This window comes from Bartonella sp. 1-1C (assembly GCF_002810325.1).
Lineage (GTDB): Bacteria > Pseudomonadota > Alphaproteobacteria > Rhizobiales > Rhizobiaceae > Bartonella > Bartonella rochalimae.
Window position 1 is genome coordinate 1,336,778 of record NZ_CP019489.1, and the last position, 18,044, is coordinate 1,354,821.

At 38.9% G+C, this 18,044-nt stretch carries 13 protein-coding genes and 1 pseudogene; 6 read left to right on the forward strand and 8 right to left on the reverse strand.

The genetic code is table 11. The features are described 5' to 3' along the window. Position 1: 1 nt before the first annotated feature. The 5 genes from B11cv2_RS06020 to B11cv2_RS06040 all read right to left on the reverse strand — a co-directional run bounded on the left by B11cv2_RS06020 (position 2) and on the right by B11cv2_RS06040 (position 6,144). The gene (locus tag B11cv2_RS06020) at positions 2–913 is read right to left on the reverse strand and encodes a F0F1 ATP synthase subunit gamma (RefSeq protein ID WP_100693741.1); all 912 of its coding nucleotides are present in this window, start codon (positions 911–913) and stop codon (positions 2–4) included. A 20-nt stretch (positions 914–933) separates the two neighbouring features. Beyond that, positions 934–2,469 carry a F0F1 ATP synthase subunit alpha gene (atpA, locus tag B11cv2_RS06025; protein ID WP_100693742.1) on the reverse strand — a complete coding sequence of 512 codons (1,536 nt, stop codon included), beginning with the start codon at positions 2,467–2,469 and terminating at the stop codon, positions 934–936. Continuing rightward, on the reverse strand, positions 2,469–3,053 hold the full coding sequence (gene atpH / locus B11cv2_RS06030; protein ID WP_100693743.1) for an ATP synthase F1 subunit delta: 585 nt from the start codon (positions 3,051–3,053) through the stop codon (positions 2,469–2,471). The genes atpA and atpH overlap by 1 nt, the downstream gene beginning before the upstream one ends. Before the next feature lie 186 nt (positions 3,054–3,239). After that, positions 3,240–3,854 carry a hypothetical protein gene (locus B11cv2_RS06035; RefSeq protein WP_245407005.1) on the reverse strand — a complete coding sequence of 205 codons (615 nt, stop codon included), beginning with the start codon at positions 3,852–3,854 and terminating at the stop codon, positions 3,240–3,242. A gap of 61 nt (positions 3,855–3,915) precedes the next feature. Beyond that, the gene (locus B11cv2_RS06040) at positions 3,916–6,144 is read right to left on the reverse strand and encodes a primosomal protein N' (RefSeq protein ID WP_100693744.1); all 2,229 of its coding nucleotides are present in this window, start codon (positions 6,142–6,144) and stop codon (positions 3,916–3,918) included. Positions 6,145–6,434: 290 nt separating this feature from the next. Here B11cv2_RS06040 and fsa point away from each other — a divergent pair, with 290 nt between their 5' ends. Continuing rightward, positions 6,435–7,088: a fructose-6-phosphate aldolase gene (gene fsa, locus B11cv2_RS06045; protein ID WP_100693745.1), complete on the forward strand. Its 654-nt coding sequence runs from the start codon at positions 6,435–6,437 to the stop codon at positions 7,086–7,088. Between the two features lie 165 nt (positions 7,089–7,253). Here fsa and B11cv2_RS06050 read toward each other — a convergent pair whose 3' ends face one another. Both B11cv2_RS06050 and leuS read right to left on the reverse strand, forming a co-directional pair. Further along, on the reverse strand, positions 7,254–7,850 hold the full coding sequence (locus tag B11cv2_RS06050; protein WP_100693746.1) for a hypothetical protein: 597 nt from the start codon (positions 7,848–7,850) through the stop codon (positions 7,254–7,256). Beyond that, on the reverse strand, positions 7,837–10,461 hold the full coding sequence (gene leuS / locus B11cv2_RS06055; RefSeq protein WP_100693747.1) for a leucine--tRNA ligase: 2,625 nt from the start codon (positions 10,459–10,461) through the stop codon (positions 7,837–7,839). The genes B11cv2_RS06050 and leuS overlap by 14 nt, the downstream gene beginning before the upstream one ends. 146 nt (positions 10,462–10,607) lie before the next feature. On the opposite strand from leuS, the gene B11cv2_RS06060 reads away from it, so the two are divergent. From B11cv2_RS06060 to B11cv2_RS06080, 5 genes and pseudogenes are all read left to right on the forward strand, one after another. Continuing rightward, positions 10,608–11,288 (forward strand): YggS family pyridoxal phosphate-dependent enzyme, encoded by a 681-nt coding sequence (locus B11cv2_RS06060; RefSeq protein ID WP_100693748.1) that lies wholly within the window; start codon positions 10,608–10,610, stop codon positions 11,286–11,288. 208 nt (positions 11,289–11,496) lie between these two features. Beyond that, a pseudogene (gene acs, locus B11cv2_RS06065) lies at positions 11,497–13,430 on the forward strand (acetate--CoA ligase). Between the two features lie 120 nt (positions 13,431–13,550). Continuing rightward, entirely contained in the window at positions 13,551–14,210 is a 660-nt protein-coding gene (ftsE, locus tag B11cv2_RS06070) for a cell division ATP-binding protein FtsE (RefSeq protein ID WP_100693749.1), read from the forward strand. Then, positions 14,203–15,177 carry an ABC transporter permease gene (locus tag B11cv2_RS06075; protein WP_245406970.1) on the forward strand — a complete coding sequence of 325 codons (975 nt, stop codon included), beginning with the start codon at positions 14,203–14,205 and terminating at the stop codon, positions 15,175–15,177. The genes ftsE and B11cv2_RS06075 overlap by 8 nt, the downstream gene beginning before the upstream one ends. A 4-nt stretch (positions 15,178–15,181) precedes the next feature. Continuing rightward, the gene (locus tag B11cv2_RS06080) at positions 15,182–15,883 is read left to right on the forward strand and encodes a YdcF family protein (RefSeq protein WP_100693983.1); all 702 of its coding nucleotides are present in this window, start codon (positions 15,182–15,184) and stop codon (positions 15,881–15,883) included. Positions 15,884–16,058: 175 nt separating this feature from the next. Here the strand turns inward: B11cv2_RS06080 and B11cv2_RS06085 are convergent, their stop codons facing one another. Beyond that, positions 16,059–18,041 carry a MacB family efflux pump subunit gene (locus B11cv2_RS06085; RefSeq protein ID WP_100693750.1) on the reverse strand — a complete coding sequence of 661 codons (1,983 nt, stop codon included), beginning with the start codon at positions 18,039–18,041 and terminating at the stop codon, positions 16,059–16,061. Positions 18,042–18,044 lie beyond the last annotated feature (3 nt).

Sequence of the window (18,044 nt, forward strand, 5' to 3'; positions counted from 1 at the left end):
TTTAAAGCGCTTCAGCGCCCGCAATAATTTCAATCAATTCGGTTGTAATCTGCGCCTGACGCTGACGATTATACGTTACCGTCAATTTATTAATCATTTCACCGGCATTCCGTGATGCATTATCCATAGCACTCATTTTTGCACCCATTTCACCCGCAACATTTTCAAGCAAAGCACGGAAAATTTGCACAGAGAGATTACGCGCAACAAGCTCATCCACCAAAGAAACTGCATCTGGTTCATAATCATAAACAGCCGCTTGGACAATCCCACCTTTCTTTTCTTTTTTAACACCACCAACCTCATCAGAAAATTCATTTTGAGCAACAACTGGAATCAAATTGACAGCCTTTGGAGACTGGTTAATAACCGATACAAATTCAGAATAAAAAAGTGTACAAACATCAAACACCTCTTCATTGAAAAGGTCAATAATACGTTGACTTACTGTAGCTGCCTCTGCAAAACTAATCTGTTTCACAGAGCGCAAATCAATATGATCAATCATCAGAGCTTTAAAATCACGAAGTAAAATATCAGCTCCCTTTTTTCCAACAGTTAAAATTTTAACCGTCTTACCAATAGAAAGAAGGCTATTAATGTGTTCACGCGCACAACGAACAATTTGCGTGTTAAAAGCCCCACACAAGCCACGCTCAGCTGTACATACAACCAAGAGATACTTATCATCTCGATCCGTACCACGCATCAAAGCTGGGGAATCCACTGGATCAAGATCAGCAGACACATGCGCTAAAAGAGCAGCCATATGCTGAGCATAAGGCCGTGCAGATTCAGCGGCTTCTTGCGCACGGTGCAACTTTGCTGCTGCAACCATTTGCATAGCTTTGGTAATTTTCTGCGTTGCCTTAACCGAGGCAATACGGTCTCTAAGATCCTTTAGCGACGCCATTCAAGCATTCCACCAATCAATTAAGAAAAATTCTTTGCATAATAATCAAGAACAATAATCATCTGTCTTTTAATTTCATCTGTTATTTGTTTCTGTTCAGCAATCGCCTCTAAGAGCTCCTCATGATTACTGCGGAGAAGTGTTAAAAGCCCTTGTTCAAATCGCCCAACATCAGAAACAGCTAATGAATCAAGATAGCCATTCACACCAGCAAAAATAACAACAACTTGTTCTTCTACTTTAAGTGGTGAAAATTGTAACTGCTTTAAGAGCTCAGTCAAACGTGCACCACGATTTAAAAGATGCTGCGTTGACGCATCTAAATCTGAACCAAATTGCGCGAAAGCAGCCATTTCCCGATATTGTGCTAATTCACCCTTGATAGAACCAGCAACCTGCTTCATTGCCTTAATTTGAGCAGCAGAACCAACACGTGAAACAGAAAGACCAACATTCACTGCAGGACGAATACCCTGATAAAATAAATTTGTCTCCAGAAAAATCTGACCATCAGTAATCGAAATCACATTGGTTGGAATATAAGCAGAAACATCATTGGCTTGTGTTTCAATCACTGGCAGTGCCGTTAAAGATCCAGAACCATAATCAGCATTAAGCTTTGCAGCTCGCTCCAAAAGACGAGAATGCAAATAAAAAACATCTCCTGGATAAGCTTCACGGCCAGGAGGACGACGTAACAAAAGAGACATTTGACGATAAGCAACAGCCTGTTTAGAAAGATCATCATAACCAATCAACGCATGTTGACCATTATCACGAAAATATTCTCCCATGGCACAACCAGCGAGAGGAGCAATAAATTGCATCGGAGCAGGATCAGAAGCTGTTGCTGCAACAATAATTGAATAGTCAAGAGCTCCCCTTTCTTCTAAAACTTTAACAAACTGTGCAACCGTTGAACGTTTTTGACCGATTGCCACATAGATACAATATACTTTGTCTTGATCTTCTTCAGTATCATTGTCATGAAAATGCTTCTGATTTAAAAATGTATCGAGCAAAATCGCTGTTTTTCCTGTTTGACGATCACCAATCACCAATTCACGCTGCCCACGTCCAATGGGAATTAAGGCATCAATAACCTTTAATCCAGTTGACATTGGCTCATGCACAGACTGACGTGGGATAATACCAGGAGCCTTAACATCAACACGACGACGCTCATTCGCTTTAATAGGACCTTTTCCATCAATGGGATTACCAAGTGCATCGACAACACGACCAAGCAAAGCGGGCCCTACAGGAACATCTACAATAGCCCCGAGCCGTTTAACAGTATCGCCCTCACGAATGTCACGATCTGATCCAAAAATCACAATCCCAACATTATCCGTTTCCAAATTCAGCGCCATCCCCTGCACGCCATTGGAAAAAGCAACCATTTCACCTGCTTGGACATTATCCAAACCATAAACACGAGCAATTCCATCACCCACAGATAAAACCCAACCAACTTCTGAAACTTCAGCTTTTTGGTCAAAGTTTTTGATTTGTTTTTTTAGGATTTTTGAAATTTCAGACGGTCTAATATCCATCAGCTGACCTCTTTTTTCAATGCAAGCTTAAGTGAAGATAATTTTGTCATAAGGGACATATCAATTTGACATGACCCTAAACGAATGATAAACCCACCGAGAATTGTTGGATCACTGGAAAATTGTAATACAATTTTTCCTTTCACAACATTCTCCAATGCCGTGCGCAACATTTCTCTCTGATCAGCATTTAATGGATACGCAGAAACAACTTGCGCAAAAAATTCTCTCCGGAAAAGAGCAATATGACGCTGAAAAGCACGTAAAATACTAGAGAGTGCAAAAAGCCTACCATTAGCTGCGATAACGCCTAAAAAATTGCGAAAAATACGACCTGCCTCTTCATGCGCAAACTCTATAGTTTCACAGAAGACATTTAACGCTTCCTTTTGTTCTTTTTCTGAAAAAAACGGACTATGCACAAAATATTTTAAATCCTCATTTTGCTCTAAAACGTTCAATAAAGACGCCACTTCCTTTTCCACATGTTCGACACATCCTGCTTCTTGAACCAAATCAAAAAAAGCTTTTGCATAACGCTGGCTCACGAGCGGCAATGGGACAAGAGAAACTGAATCTGACACGAAATACCGCCTCTTTTCCTTAAGGGATTCTCTGATATTGATCAGAAAAAATGGACCACATATTTCAAATTCTAAAAATCTTTTTTCTTGAAACTCAGAACAAAAAATTTTCCAATCTCTAGCATAGACATAATTGACTCGCAACACCACAAAGTCATGCTTTTTGAAAATTTTTCGTTAAAATAATTAAAATAGCTTTTCAGTTGAAGAATGAGGAACACAATTTTCTTTGAGTCCATTTTTAATCTTGGCTGATACCTGATTTAAGTTTCTCATATCTCCTTCATGAAAGGTATCGAACACTGAAGAAGAAATTTCTTGTCCAACTTTAGATAATAAAATATCGATTTTAAAACTTTCATCCATCAAAAGGGCTTTCACAACGTCTCCTGAAAGATCCAATATACGTGCCTTTTCCATCAATTTGCGATGATTTTGTAAATGCTGCAAAATTTGTGCTGTCAATGGTCCGACAACAGCCTTATGATCAATATTCAATAATTTATTAAAGGCCATAATATCTTGCAAAATTATATCATCATAAAAAACCGCGTAGGCATAAACCAACTGGCGAGCATGTACAACTGGAAAACCACAAAGGGACTGCATTGTTTTTTGTGGAGAAGCAATGATTGGCTGAAAAACTTTTTCCACTTCTCTTATTAAGCGATAAGTAAAAACAAAAACAGTCGCATCGACACTTTTCATTTCCTTTTTTTCATTATTTTTAATGACATCAGAAATCGATGCGTGCGCCCCTGTCCCAATAAACCAGCTCAAAATAAAAAGGGTAAATCCCATCTTTTTCACAACAACTCCCCCTTTAAAATAGTCTTTTAACAAACAAATACCCTTAGCCTTTTCAGAGAAAACTTTGCGGATCAATATCAATCTGAACCCGAACCGAACTAGGCTTCTTTGGTGCACGAGATAGAACAACACGAATAAACCCTTGCAAATCAAAAGAACGCTGCCCATGAAATAATAGGCGAAAACGATAACGGCCCCGCACAAGTGCCAACTGTGCTTCTGCAGGTCCCATCACCGATACACCTTTCATCGATGGTGCAACTTGGCGCAATGCACGGGCATAATTTTCCGCCACTTGGCGTTTTTCCGAAGAAATAATCAAAGCTGCAAGTCGTCCATAAGGAGGCAAAACATCATGTTGGCGCATTGCAATCTCCCGCTTATAAAAATCCTCACGCTGTTGTGAAAGTAAAGCTTTTATAACCGGATGATCTGGTTGATATGTTTGCAACAATCCTAGACTTTCTAATCCCATACGCCCTGCACGCCCTGTAACCTGAGACAAAAGCTGAAAGGTCCGTTCACTTGCACGTAAATCACCATTGGCAAGCCCTAAATCAGCATCAATCACCCCAACCAAAGACAATCCAGGGAAATGATGCCCCTTAGCAACTAACTGTGTTCCAATAATAATATCCACATCCCCCTTTGCAATTGCTTCTAATTCTCGTCGCAATTGACTAATTCTTCCTTTTAAATCAGTAGATAGAATAAGCAACCGTGCCTGTGGGAAAAGTCTCTGTGTTTCCTCGGCAATTCTTTCCACCCCTGGGCCACAAGCCACTAAATGATCCAATGTTCCACATTCTGGACACGCTTCTGGAAGAGGTTCATAATAACCACAATGATGACATTTAAGCTGTCCTCGCAAACGATGCTCAACCAACCAACTCGAACAATCCGTACAATGAAAACGATGTCCACACATCCGACAAAGCGTTAAAGGCGCATATCCACGCCGATTGAGAAACAAAAGCGCCTGTTCACCCCTTTCCAAAGTTTTTCTCAAAGCTCGTTCAAGAACAGAAGAAATAAAGCGTCCTTTTTCTACACCCCCTTTCCGCATATCAATGACTTGCAAATGCGGCAGTGCTGCTGCTTGAAACCGTGAAGGCAAATGCACCCGCTGATAACGTCCCCATAAAACATTCACCTGACTTTCAATGGAAGGAGTCGCTGATGATAAAATAACAGGACAACGCTCAAAAGATCCCCGCGCCACAGCCATATCCCGCGCATGATAAAAAATACGCTCTTCTTGTTTATAAGCACCATCATGCTCTTCATCAACAACGATTAATCCAAGATCCAGAAAAGGTAAAAAAAGCGCTGAACGTGCTCCTGCAACAACCCGCACCTTTCCTTCTAAAACTTGCCGCCACACACGTTCACGACGACGTGGTGTTAAATCAGAATGCCATTCAGCTGCTGAAGCTCCAAAACGTGCATGAAAACGGTCTAAAAATTGTTGTGTTAAAGCAATTTCTGGCAATAAAATCAAAACCTGTCTATTGTCCCTTAGCGCTTGAGCTACCGCTTCAAAATAGACTTCTGTTTTTCCAGACCCCGTAACTCCATCAAGCAAAAAAACCTGAAATTGAGAAGACACAATACCTTCTCGCAACACATTCGCTGCCGCTTTCTGTGCTCCTTCTAAAACAGGTGGACAAAAATCAGGATCAGGCAGAGCAACGACTGCTTGTGCTGGCACCATAACTTCTTCAAAAACCCCAAGTGATTTTAAAAGATCTACCACTGAAAGCGCAGTTTTGGCCGCATGAGCAAGATCAGAACGATTCCAAATCATTCCATCACGCGCCAAGTCTAAAACGCGCGATCGCGCTGGTGTTAATCGTGCCACGTTCCCTCCACAATAACGCAGTCCCACCATCTTCTCTTCTGGATCTAAAGCTGTCGGCACACGTAAAACTAATCCCGCGATAAGACCGAAAGGCGTCATGGTATACTGACTGACAAAACGCAAAAACGCGATCATCTCAGCTTTTAATGGCGGACAATCAAAAACATGCGTCACAAAACGCAATTTATCACGCGCCACAGAAACAGCGGTTATTTTCTTTAAATGATCCTTTTTTTCTTCTTCAAAGATCGACTCACCAAGAGCAACCACAAAACCACAAATCTCGCGTCCTGCAACAGGAACACGTACAAAAGAACCAACTTTTACCTCTATATGCGGTTCTACCCCATAGCTATAAGCCTGAAAAACTGGGATTGGCACCACAACCGAAACAATTTTCATTTCTGTCACAATGGACATCACCTTTTCATAAACAGTACTTTGGTTTTATTGTTGCATTTTTCTATTCTTGTACCCCATTTTTTCCCTGATCTGTCCTTTAATATAACCAATTCAATAACTATCCCAGAACGAAACAATACGATAAGAGACTTTTTTCATTGATTTTTTTTCGTCTTAAGACGTTTTGTACCACTTCTTTATCCGTCAACCAAATCCTTGCTTTTTCTATAAAGAATGACGCATAACATAGACAACAAGAACCAATGAAAGTGTTAAAAACAAATTTTTAAAAACCAAGGAGATTTGAAATGAAATTTTTTGTGGATAGTGCTCATAAAGAAGATATCCAAGAATTACAAAATTTAGGATTAGTCGATGGTGTCACAACCAATCCTTCTCTCATTCTCAAATCTGGACGTAATATTCTAGAAACTATCAAAGAGATTTGTGCTCTTGTCAACGGACCAGTCTCCGCTGAAGTTGTTGCAACTGACTTCAACAACATGATGAAAGAAGCGGCTATTTTAGCAAAAATTGCTAACAATATTTGCATCAAACTGCCTTTAACACTTGATGGATTAAAAGCTTGTAAAGCTCTCACTGAACAGGGATTAAAAACAAACCTTACCCTTTGTTTTTCAGCTAATCAAGCTTTGTTAGCTGCAAAAGCAGGCGCAACATTTATTTCACCCTTTATCGGAAGAATCGATGACTGTGGATATAATGGTATTGAACTGCTCCACGAAATTCGCACTCTTTATGACCAATATAATTTCAACACTCAAATTTTGGCTGCTTCTATCCGCTCTGTCAATCACGTTAAAGAAGCAGCATTAAGTGGTGCAGATGTTGCAACTGTTCCACCAGCAATCCTAAAAAATCTGATTAAACATCCTCTAACCGACCAAGGCTTAGAAACATTTGCGGCGGACTGGGCAAAAACGGGACAAAGCATCGCTTAAAAAGCATTTAAAACCCTACAAATATTGTGATTCTTCTTCAAACATCTCAACTGGGACATTGAAACAGACAAACATATAAATTGAAGGAGTGGAAATAAGATTTTTTGGGCTATACCGTGTCCAGAAATTCTTCATATCCTTTTAATTGTGAAAAAATTTGAGCTTTTACAAAGAAGGATTTTTTGCAAGATCTTTTGCAAGCAACATAAAAATGCGTTCAGCTAATTCTTCAGCAACGCGTTTTTGCGCATTTTTTTCAGCTTGCACCGTTGCATATTCTTGACGAAGTCGATCAAAAGAGGCCCTTATTGTTCCTGCCCCTTTCGCAATAAGTTCATTGTTCATAGTCTTTAAAAGATAAGAAGCTTGACCCACAATTGTCCCAACAGATGGATGCCCTCTTCCATCCCCTTCTTGGTCATTATCTATATCTATCTCGAAAGATGTTCGTGTAAAAACCGATGTTTGCAATGACAATTGATAAAGAGGTACAGAAGGCTTTCCTCCATGCCCATAGAGAAGAAACAATAAATGATTACGGACCATTTGACTGAAATGATCAGAGGGTTCTTCAATTACAATGGCTGCAAATTTTTCAGAAAGTCCTGTAGAAATCTTTTCTGATGTCTCACCATGCAAAAGAGAAATTGCGGATGTCGACCCCTGCGAGACCTGACGATAAAGTGGTTCAACGGTACATCCACTAAGAAAAGCAAACAAACAAGAAAAAACAGCAACAATCAATCCATCAAATAATGACATTAACAATCCTTTTTGGAACAATAATCATTTTCTTAATAGATTTGCCAGCTAAGTGTGCTTGGACAAAGTCAAGAGCACAAACCGCTTCTTCAATTGCCGCATTATCAGCAACCGCATCAAGAGTGACAGTCCCCCGCTTTTTGCCATTAATTTGCACTGGTAAAGTAATATATTCCTCAACCGTTAATGCAGAATCATACGCAGGCCAAGCACACTGCGACATCAGTGTATTCCCACCTAAAGCAGCATGACATTCTTCCGCTAAATGAGGCATCATAGGAGCGATCATTGCAATGAAAAAATCCATTGCTTGACGCAGTGCAGACTTCATCTCATCTTCAGCATTTTCTAGATTATTTAAAGAGGAAGCGATCACATTCAATAATTCATAAAGGCGTGCAACAGCTCGATTAAAAGCAAGTTTTTCTAAATCATCTTCTACAGCACAAAGTGTGCGATGGGCTGCTTTGGAAAGCTCCAAAGCAGCTCCTTGCTGTCCTGCACATGACTTTACTTCCTTTAAAACCGGAGCACTTAAAGCCACTAAACGCCAAACACGCTGCACAAAACGGTGCGCCCCTTCAATTCCAGATTCCGACCAAATAACATCACGTTCAGGAGGAGAATCCGACAACATAAACCAGCGTACAGTATCCGCTCCATAGGAGGCGATAATATCATCAGGATCAACCACATTCTTTTTTGATTTGGACATTTTTTCAATTGAACCAATCCTTACTTCACTTTGATCGGTAAGCTTATAGGCACAACGCTTTCCATTCTTTTCAACAATTGCGACATCTGCCGGCGCAACCCACCCCTTCTCATCTTGATAGGTTTCATGCACTACCATACCCTGCGTAAACAAACCTTTGAAAGGCTCATCTATCGAAACATAGCCTATCATCTTCATTGCCCGTGTGAAAAAACGTGCATATAAAAGATGTAAAATCGCATGTTCAATCCCTCCGATATATTGCTGAACAGGTAACCATTGCGCTGCTATTTTCGGGTCTATTGGTTCTTGGGCATGAGGTGTCGTAAAGCGTGCATAATACCAAGAAGAATCAACAAAAGTATCCATTGTATCGGTTTCACGTTTTGCCAACTGACCACAAGAAGGACAAACCACCGTTTGCCATTCATCATGGCGCGCAAGTGGATTACCAGGCTGATCAAAAGTAACATCATCGGGTAACACAATGGGCAAATCAGCATGTGGGACAGGCACAACACCACAATCCGTACAATGGATCATAGGAATTGGGCAACCCCAATAACGCTGACGCGAAATTCCCCAATCCCGTAATCGAAATTGCACTGTTTTTTGTGCTTGAGGCTGACCCTTGAGCAACTGTTTCTCAAGCCGTTCAGCAACCATTTGAAAAGCTTCTTGCGGTGTCAAACCATCTAAAAAACCTGAATTCATCATCACGCCATCGCCCAAATAAGCTGTTTTAGCAATGACAAACTTCTCAACGTCACTTTCTTTTGGTACAATTACTGGACGCACAGCAAGATTATATTTTCGAGCAAAATCCAAATCTCTCTGATCATGAGCAGGGCATCCAAAAATAGCCCCAGTTCCATAATTCATGAGAACAAAATTAGCGATATAAACAGGAAGATGCACCGTCGAATCAAAAGGATGAATAGCAAAAAGTGGCGTGCGAAATCCTTGTTTTTCCACTGTATCAAATGCCGCTTCTGTAGTACCATGACACTGACAGTTTTTAATAAAAGTATCAAGTGTCTTATCCTTTTGCGCTAAAGCCTTTGCAATTGGATGATCAACAGAAAGTGCTAAAAAAGAAGCACCAAAAAGAGTCTCAGGACGTGTTGAATAACAAACAATCTCATCAAATGCATCACAGACATCATCCACTATATTGATTTTACGCAAAGCCCAACGAATCAGAAGCCCCTGTGATTTGCCAATCCAATTTTTTTGCATAATGCGTACTTTTTCTGGCCACTGATCAAGCGTCTCAAGTCCTGCCAATAAATCATCACTAAAATCACTGATTTTGAAAAACCACTGGGTTAATTCGCGTTGTTCAACCAATGCACCAGAACGCCAACCACGACCATCAACAACCTGTTCATTCGCTAAAACTGTTTGATCAACAGGATCCCAATTAACTTTAGCCACCTGCCGTGAAATAAGCCCTTTCTGATAGAAATCCAGAAACAGCATTTGTTGACGATGATAATAGTTGACATCACATGTAGCAAATTCACGGGACCAATCCAAAGAAAAACCCAGTTGCTGCAACTGCTTTCGCATGACCTTGATATTATCATAGGTCCATACTTTAGGATGGACTTTATTTTGCATGGCAGCATTTTCAGCAGGCATTCCAAAAGCATCCCATCCCATTGGATGCAGCACATGAAATCCCTTTGCCCGCTTATATCGGGCAACAACATCGCCCATAGTATAATTGCGCACATGCCCCATATGAATACGTCCAGAAGGATAAGGGAACATCTCTAAAACATAATATTTTTCATGCTCACCATTATCAGCGACTTGAAAAATTTTCTTTTCATCCCAAATCGCTTGCCATTTTTTTTCCTGTGCACGTGGATTATAGCGTTCGCTTACCATTCCCGTTATACTCTTTATAAAATTAACTTCAAAATTCTTGCAAGATTCACCACGGATTAACTTTATCGTCAACCTTTTCATGAATTATTTTAAAGCTTTTATAAAAAATTATCTAATTCCTACATAAAAACAGAAAGCATACTCCTATGAATATACCTCAGATTTCCTCTATTGACGCGTGGAAAAACCTTCAACAAGACATTGCCAAAACATGTCAAGACTATCATCGCCCTGTAAAGAATATTCAACTCATTGCTGTTTCAAAAACTGTTACCGCAAACAATATTGTTCCTCTTCTGAAAGCAGGGCAATCCCTTTTTGCTGAAAATCGTGTGCAAGAAGCAGCCGAAAAATGGCCTTCCTTACGACAACAATTTAACACAATAGAACTTCATCTTATTGGCCCCTTACAATCCAACAAAACAGCAGAGGCTGTTACAATCTTCGATGTTATTCAAACTGTTGATCGAGAAAAAATAGCTAAAAGCCTAGCAGAAGAAATGCACAAGCAGAAAAAGCATCTCCCCTGTTATATTCAAGTTAATATAGGATTAGAACCACAAAAAAGTGGAATTTTTCCACACGAAGTAAAAGCCTTTGTTGCTCAATGCAAAAATAATTATGGACTTGATATCATTGGACTGATGGCAATCCCCCCTCTTCAAGAAAATCCTGGTCCTTATTTTGCTCTTTTAGCAAAACTTGCAAAAGAAACTGGTCTTTCAAAACTCTCTATGGGCATGTCCAATGACTTTAAAATCGCTCTCCAATTTGGTGCAAATGTTCTCCGCATTGGATCAGCTTTATTTGGTCCCCGCTCCTTTTAATGATTGTCTTTCTTAAGACTTTCCATCTTTTACAAACACACATAAAAAAGCTTTTTTGATCTTCATTGCATAAAATTAACTATTCAAGCCTATGACTTAAACTAAGTTAAATATAAAATTTTCATTCTTATCAAAGCACTCATGAAAAAATAGAATAACAAAATAACCACAGAGTAATCTTTTTGACCTCATAAAAAGAAGGAGAACAATGTCTGAAAAAACTTATCAGACCCAATGCATCTCAAAAAAAATTTCATTCACTACGAAACCTACCAACAACAGTATCAAGAAAGCATTAACAATCCAGAAGCTTTCTGGGCAAAGCACGGTCACCGTATTGAATGGTTTAAACCTTACACAAAGGCAAAAAACGCTTCATTTAATGACTCTGTATCGATTAAATGGTATGAAGATAGAATTACCAATGTGGCTTATAATTATATTGATCGTCATTTAAAAAATCACGGTGATCAAATCGCACTTATTTGGGAAAGTGATGATCCCAATATTGATCAAAAAATAACTTATAATTCTCTGTATAAAAAAGTCTGTCGTTTTGCAAACATCTAAAAAAATACGGTATTAAAAAAGGAGACAGAGTCACCATCTATCTACCGATGCTTCCTGAAGCAGCTTACGCTATGCTCGCATATGCCCCTATTGGAGCTATTCATTCAGGTATCTTTGCTGGTTTTTCTGCTGAAGCGATTGCAGGGCGTCTCATTGATTGTGAATCAACTTTTATCATTACTGCTGATCAGGGTTTACGTGGAGGAAAAACAATTAATTTAAAAGAGAATATTGATCAAGCTATTCATATAGCAGCACACCGTAATGTGCATGTCAACCACGTCATGGTCATACAACGCATAAATGAAAAAATTAACTGGGTTGCAGAACGTAACTTCTGGTACCATGAAGAAGCACTTCAAGCCCCAACTGATTGTCCCCCTGAAAAAATGAATGCAGAAGATCCTCTTTTTATACTCTATACTTCAGGATCAACAGGCAAACCAAAAGGTGTTCTGCATACAACAGGTGGATATCTTATCTATGTATCGATGACACATCAATATGTTTTTGATTACCATCCCCATGAAATTTATTGGTGTACAGCTGACGTTGGCTGGATCACTGGCCACTCTTATTTGGTCTATGAACCTTTATGTAATGGTGCAACTACCTTAATGTTCGAAGGCACACCAACTTTCCACGATAAAGGGAGATTCTGAGATATTGTCGATAAACACAAAGTCAATACACTCTACACCGCACCAAAGACCATTCGTGCTTTAATGGGCACAGAAAACGCATACGCTATCCGCTCTCAAAGAACCTCTCTTCGCCTCTTATGAACAGTAGGCGAACCGATCAATCCAGAAACACGAGAATGGTTTCATCATACCGTTGGAGACAGCCGTTGTCCCATTCTTGACACATGGTGGCAAACAGAAACAAGAGGACATACCATCACTCCTCTCCCCAGAGTAATAATACTTAAAGTCGGATCAGCTACACATCCATTCTTCGGAATCCATTTACAAATCACTGATGCGCAAGGAAACGTTTTGGAAGGAGAAGCAGAAGGAAGTCTTTGTATCACTGATTCAGTGCCTAAGCCAAATTGTACCCTTTATAATAACCATGAGCACTTTATCCAAACATATTTTTCCACATATAAAGGAAAATATTTTACAGGCGATGAGTGTAAACAGAATAGCGATAGCTATTATTGGATTATAGGACGAATTGATGATATACTTAACGTTTCTGGTCACAGACTAGGAACTGCTGAGCTTGAATCAGCCCTTGTTTCACACCCTTCTGTTTCAGAAGCTGCTATTATAAGATATCCTCACTCTAATTAAAGGACAGGGATTTTATAGTTTTGTAACCTTAGTGGAAGGAATAATATCAAGTGAGGAGTTACACCAAAATCTTATTCAACATGTAAGAAAAGAAATTGGGGCTATTGCAATAATAGATAAACTTCAATTTACTGCTCAATTGCCCAAAATACGATCAGGAAAAATCATGAGATGTATTTTGCGAAAAATTGCTGAAAATAATCTTGATACCCTAGGAGACATTTCAACCCTTGCCGAACCACAAGTTATCGATGACCTTATTGCAAACCGGTAAAATATAGAAAATAATTGAGGTTACCAATAGAACAATAATACTGGAAAAAGAAAGTAAATTAAGTATTTTAAGAGAGCATTGTCATCATATTCACTCCAAAAACAGAAGTGGTATTTAAAAGTGATTCGTTTTGAAAATGTTGGTTTACGCTATGGAATGGGACCTGAAATCCTCCGAGATATCAGCTTTCACATTCCCGAAGGATCGTTTCAATTTATAACCGGAGCTTCTGGATCAGGAAAAACGTCGTTGATGCGTCTTATGTTTCTTGCAATAAAACCAACCCGTGGTCACATTGATTTATTTGGCAATGATACAGCATTACTTAAGCGACGAGAACTTCCTGCTCTACGACAACGTATTGGGGTTGTTTTTCAAGATTTTCGATTGCTTGATCATATGACAACTTATGAAAATGTTGCTCTGCCTTTACGCATCAAAGGACAAGAAGAAGCAACCTATCGCAGTGAAGTAGAAGATCTTTTGCGATGGGTCGGTCTTGGAAATTATATTCATGTTTTACCACCCGTCCTTTCAGGTGGAGAAAAACAAAGAGTAGCGATTGCACGTGCTCTTATTGATCAACCCGAAATTCTTCTCGCAGATGAGCCCACAGGAAACGTTGATCCATCTTTAGCATCGCGCTTACTTCGTTTATTTATTGAATTAAATCGTTTTGGCACAGCTGTCGTCATTGCTACCCACGATATCTCATTGATGGAGCAAGTTGCAGCCCGGCGTTTAATTCTGCACCAGGGACGGATGACAATTTATGAATAAATCTTCCTCCATTTTCTACATTCTAAAACGCATCTTTACAGTTGATAAAGGAAAAAGAACACCTCTTATTCCTAGTAGTAATATCTCTGGGCAAGCATTAGTTGCAGTCATTGCTATTATGACATTTCTTTCAAGCTTAACATTAATCAGCGTTGATTTAATACAACGCGCTGCCAATAATTGGAGCAGTCAAATAAGCTATGAAGCAACAATTCAAATCCGTCCAATTGAAAATATTGATATTGAAAAATCTCTTCATGATGCTGTTAAATTAGTGAAAACATTTCGAGGAGTACAAAACGCCAAAATTATTGATCAAAGAGCTACTGAAAAATTACTTGAACCATGGCTTGGAACAGGTATATCCTTTAAGGAATTTCCCATTCCCCGACTCATCATTGTCACTTTGAAAGAAAATGAAAAAACCGATTTTCAAGCAATCAGTCATGCTATTAAAACACAAATTCCAGGTGGTCAATTTGATGATCACCGCTTTTGGATGAATCGATTTAGCACTATGACACAAACAACTGTTTTTATTGGTTTTGCAATTCTAGCTCTCATTCTTGGCTCATTAATCCTTACAATTATTTTCGCTACATGTAACGCGCTAGCAGAAAATGCACATATCATTAATGTCTTATATTTTCTGGGTACTGAAACCGTCTTCATTGCCCAACAGTTTGATTGGCATTTTTTTAAAACTGCATTTCGCGGTGCATTATATGGCGGTGTAATAGGTATACTACTCTTTAATGCTTTTCTCGTTTGGACGAATTACAATTTAGGGTTAGAAAAAACGCGTCAAATTATCGCTTTATTTGGACACTTTTCCATTAGCTTTACTACCTATGGAAAAATTTTCATTCTTATTCTTTGTGTCGCCATCGTTACAACGCTTACCAATCGAATTACGATTCTCGCACAACTTAAAAAAATCGATCAATGTGAAAACGGTTTATTTTAATTTTATGACCTACAATACTCCTGATCCCAATTTTTCACATGATAGTTTTGCTCGTGATAGACTGCAAAACTCTCTTCTTGAACACAGAAACAGAATAAATATTACGAAAAAACGTAAACGATTTTTTTACTATTTGCCACCAACAGCACTTTTTATTTTGATCATCATTCTCATTTTTTGTTTTACTTTTGTCGCTTTTACTGAAAAAGTTGGACAATTTACCCCTCCGCACCCTTTACCGAAAGCCGATGCAATTATCGTCCTTACAGGAGGAAAAAACAGAATAGAAACAGGATTAAAGCTTTTACAAAAAAAGCTTGGTTCGCGACTCTTAATCAGCGGAGTGAACACAAGAACACATCCCAATAAACTGATCCGTATAATGAATATCAATCCTCGACTCTTTTCCTGTTGTGTCGATATCGATCATCAAGCAATTAATACCCGAGGAAACGCTGAAGAAAGCGCTCATTGGATCAAAAAAAATCGCTATAAAACACTTTATATCGTTACTGACGATTATCACATGACACGCTCTTTACTCGAGTTTAAATATTTAATGCCTGACATCAATTTTATTGCCTATCCTATAAAACAAGATGTTGCCGATAGCTGGATAAAACAAGTCAATCAAATACGTCTTCTTGCCCTTGAATATATCAAAAACATCAGTGTAAAAATAAGAATAATATTGTTTTCTTTATAAAAAAATTCTCAACTGTCTTTTCACTTTAGACAATTCATCCTTTTTCTATATTGCCCTGAATCATAGACATTCTTAACTCTTAACATTCCAAGAACCACTCAATAATCTTATAAACAAGATCGTCCTTTGCTCTTACAATCACAAAAAGAGTCATCATCCTCTTGAATGAGATTTCTCAATCCCGTGCAAGAGCAACGACAGGATCAAGCCGTGAAGCTTTTCGTGCTGGAAAAAAACCAAAACTCACCCCAATAAAGGCTGCAAAGAGAACAGCTATTATGATTGAACGAACAGTATAAATCAATTGTATAGGAGAATTTCCCAACATAAATACTCCCCCAATAGCAAGTCCAAAGAGAATGCCTAAACTTCCACCAATCAGACAAACTAAAATCGATTCAATTAAAAATTGTTGCAAAATATCACTCTGACGTGCACCAATTGCCATACGCACCCCAATTTCATTAATCCGCTCAGAAACAGTAACGAGCATAATATTCATGACTCCAATTCCGCCCACAACAAGTGAAATTGCTGCAATTGACGTCACTAAAAGCGTTAAAATATCTGTACTATTCATAATTTTTTTGCGAAACTCTTCCGAATTTTTAATAAAAAAATCTTCTTGCCCATGCCGCATAATTAACAAACGCCGAATCATAGTTTCTGCTAACTGTGAATCGACGTTATCAGCAATTTTAAGAATAATAGCACGAACATCTGTTCTACCAAGAAAGCGCATTTGTACTGCCGTATAAGGTAAATAAATCTGGATTGTATCTGAAACACCGCTATGGTTTTGTGAATCCACAACACCAATGATACGAGCTGGCACATTCCCCACACGTACAATTTTTCCAATAGGATTTTCTTGACTATGAGGAAAAAGAACAGAAATTGCCTCTTTTTCTATTATCAAATCAACAGCCCGATCACGCACACTTGATTGATCAAATAACCTTCCTTGAATGACTTGTAGCCCCTGTATTTCAAAAAATTGTTCTCCTACACCAACAACAACAGCCTTTGTTTCAATTGCATTATAATACACCATCGAACTTACTGAAATCTGAGACGTGACACCAGCAACATAAGGCAATTCAGACAGTGCTTCTGCATCTGCTTCCACTAAACTGGTTATTTTTCCTGATTGTGGATCAGAAAAGCTTTTACCTGGCATAATTGTCAAGGTATTGGTCCCGAAACTCTTTAAATTTTCAAGAATCTTTTTCTGGGTACCATTTCCCAAAGCAATCATCGCAACAACTGAAGAAATACCGATAATCATCCCAAGCATTGTTAAAAAAGTTCGCATTCGATGGGCATTCATGGCCAATAAAGCCATAACAAACGCTTCACCAAAACGTTCCATAAAAGCGCGGAAAATTCCCAACTGTTGAGTACTTTTGAGAGCATCCTCTTTTTGAAAAGAATGTTCCTTATGGGGTGTTTTGTTAATTTTTGAAACAGTATCAGAAATAATCTCCCCATCACTGATCTCAATAATGCGATCTGCCCTTTCCGCAACCTGCATATCATGCGTTACAATGATAATAGTCCGTCCTTCTTGATGAAGCTCATCTAAAATATGCAAAACTTCTTGACCACTTTTTTTGTCTAAAGCACCGGTTGGTTCATCTGCAAGAATAATATCAGCATCATTCATTAAAGCACGAGCAATTGAAACACGTTGCTGCTGCCCTCCTGAGAGCTGATTGGGATAATGGCCCATCCGATCACGCATTCCTAAACGTGTTAAAAGGCTCTGTGCACGTTGTTTTCTTATTTCTGCTGAACAGCCTGCATAAATAGCCGGAATTTCAACATTTCCAAGAGCCGTTAATTCTTTGAGCAAATGATAACGCTGGAAAATAAAACCAAAATGATTGCGTCGCAAAGCTGATAAATCATCTGCTGAAAGCAAAGCCGTGTCTTTACCAGCAATCCAATAGCGCCCTGAACTTTGTCGATCAAGACAGCCTAAAATATTCATGAGCGTAGATTTTCCTGAACCTGATGCTCCTACAATTGCAACCATCTCACCACGCTTAATGGTTAAATTAATGTTTTTTAAAACACGGATCAATGTCTCACCTGCACGAAATTCGCGGACGACATCTTCCAAGACAAGAACAGTATCCTTCGATTCTGTTATCATGTT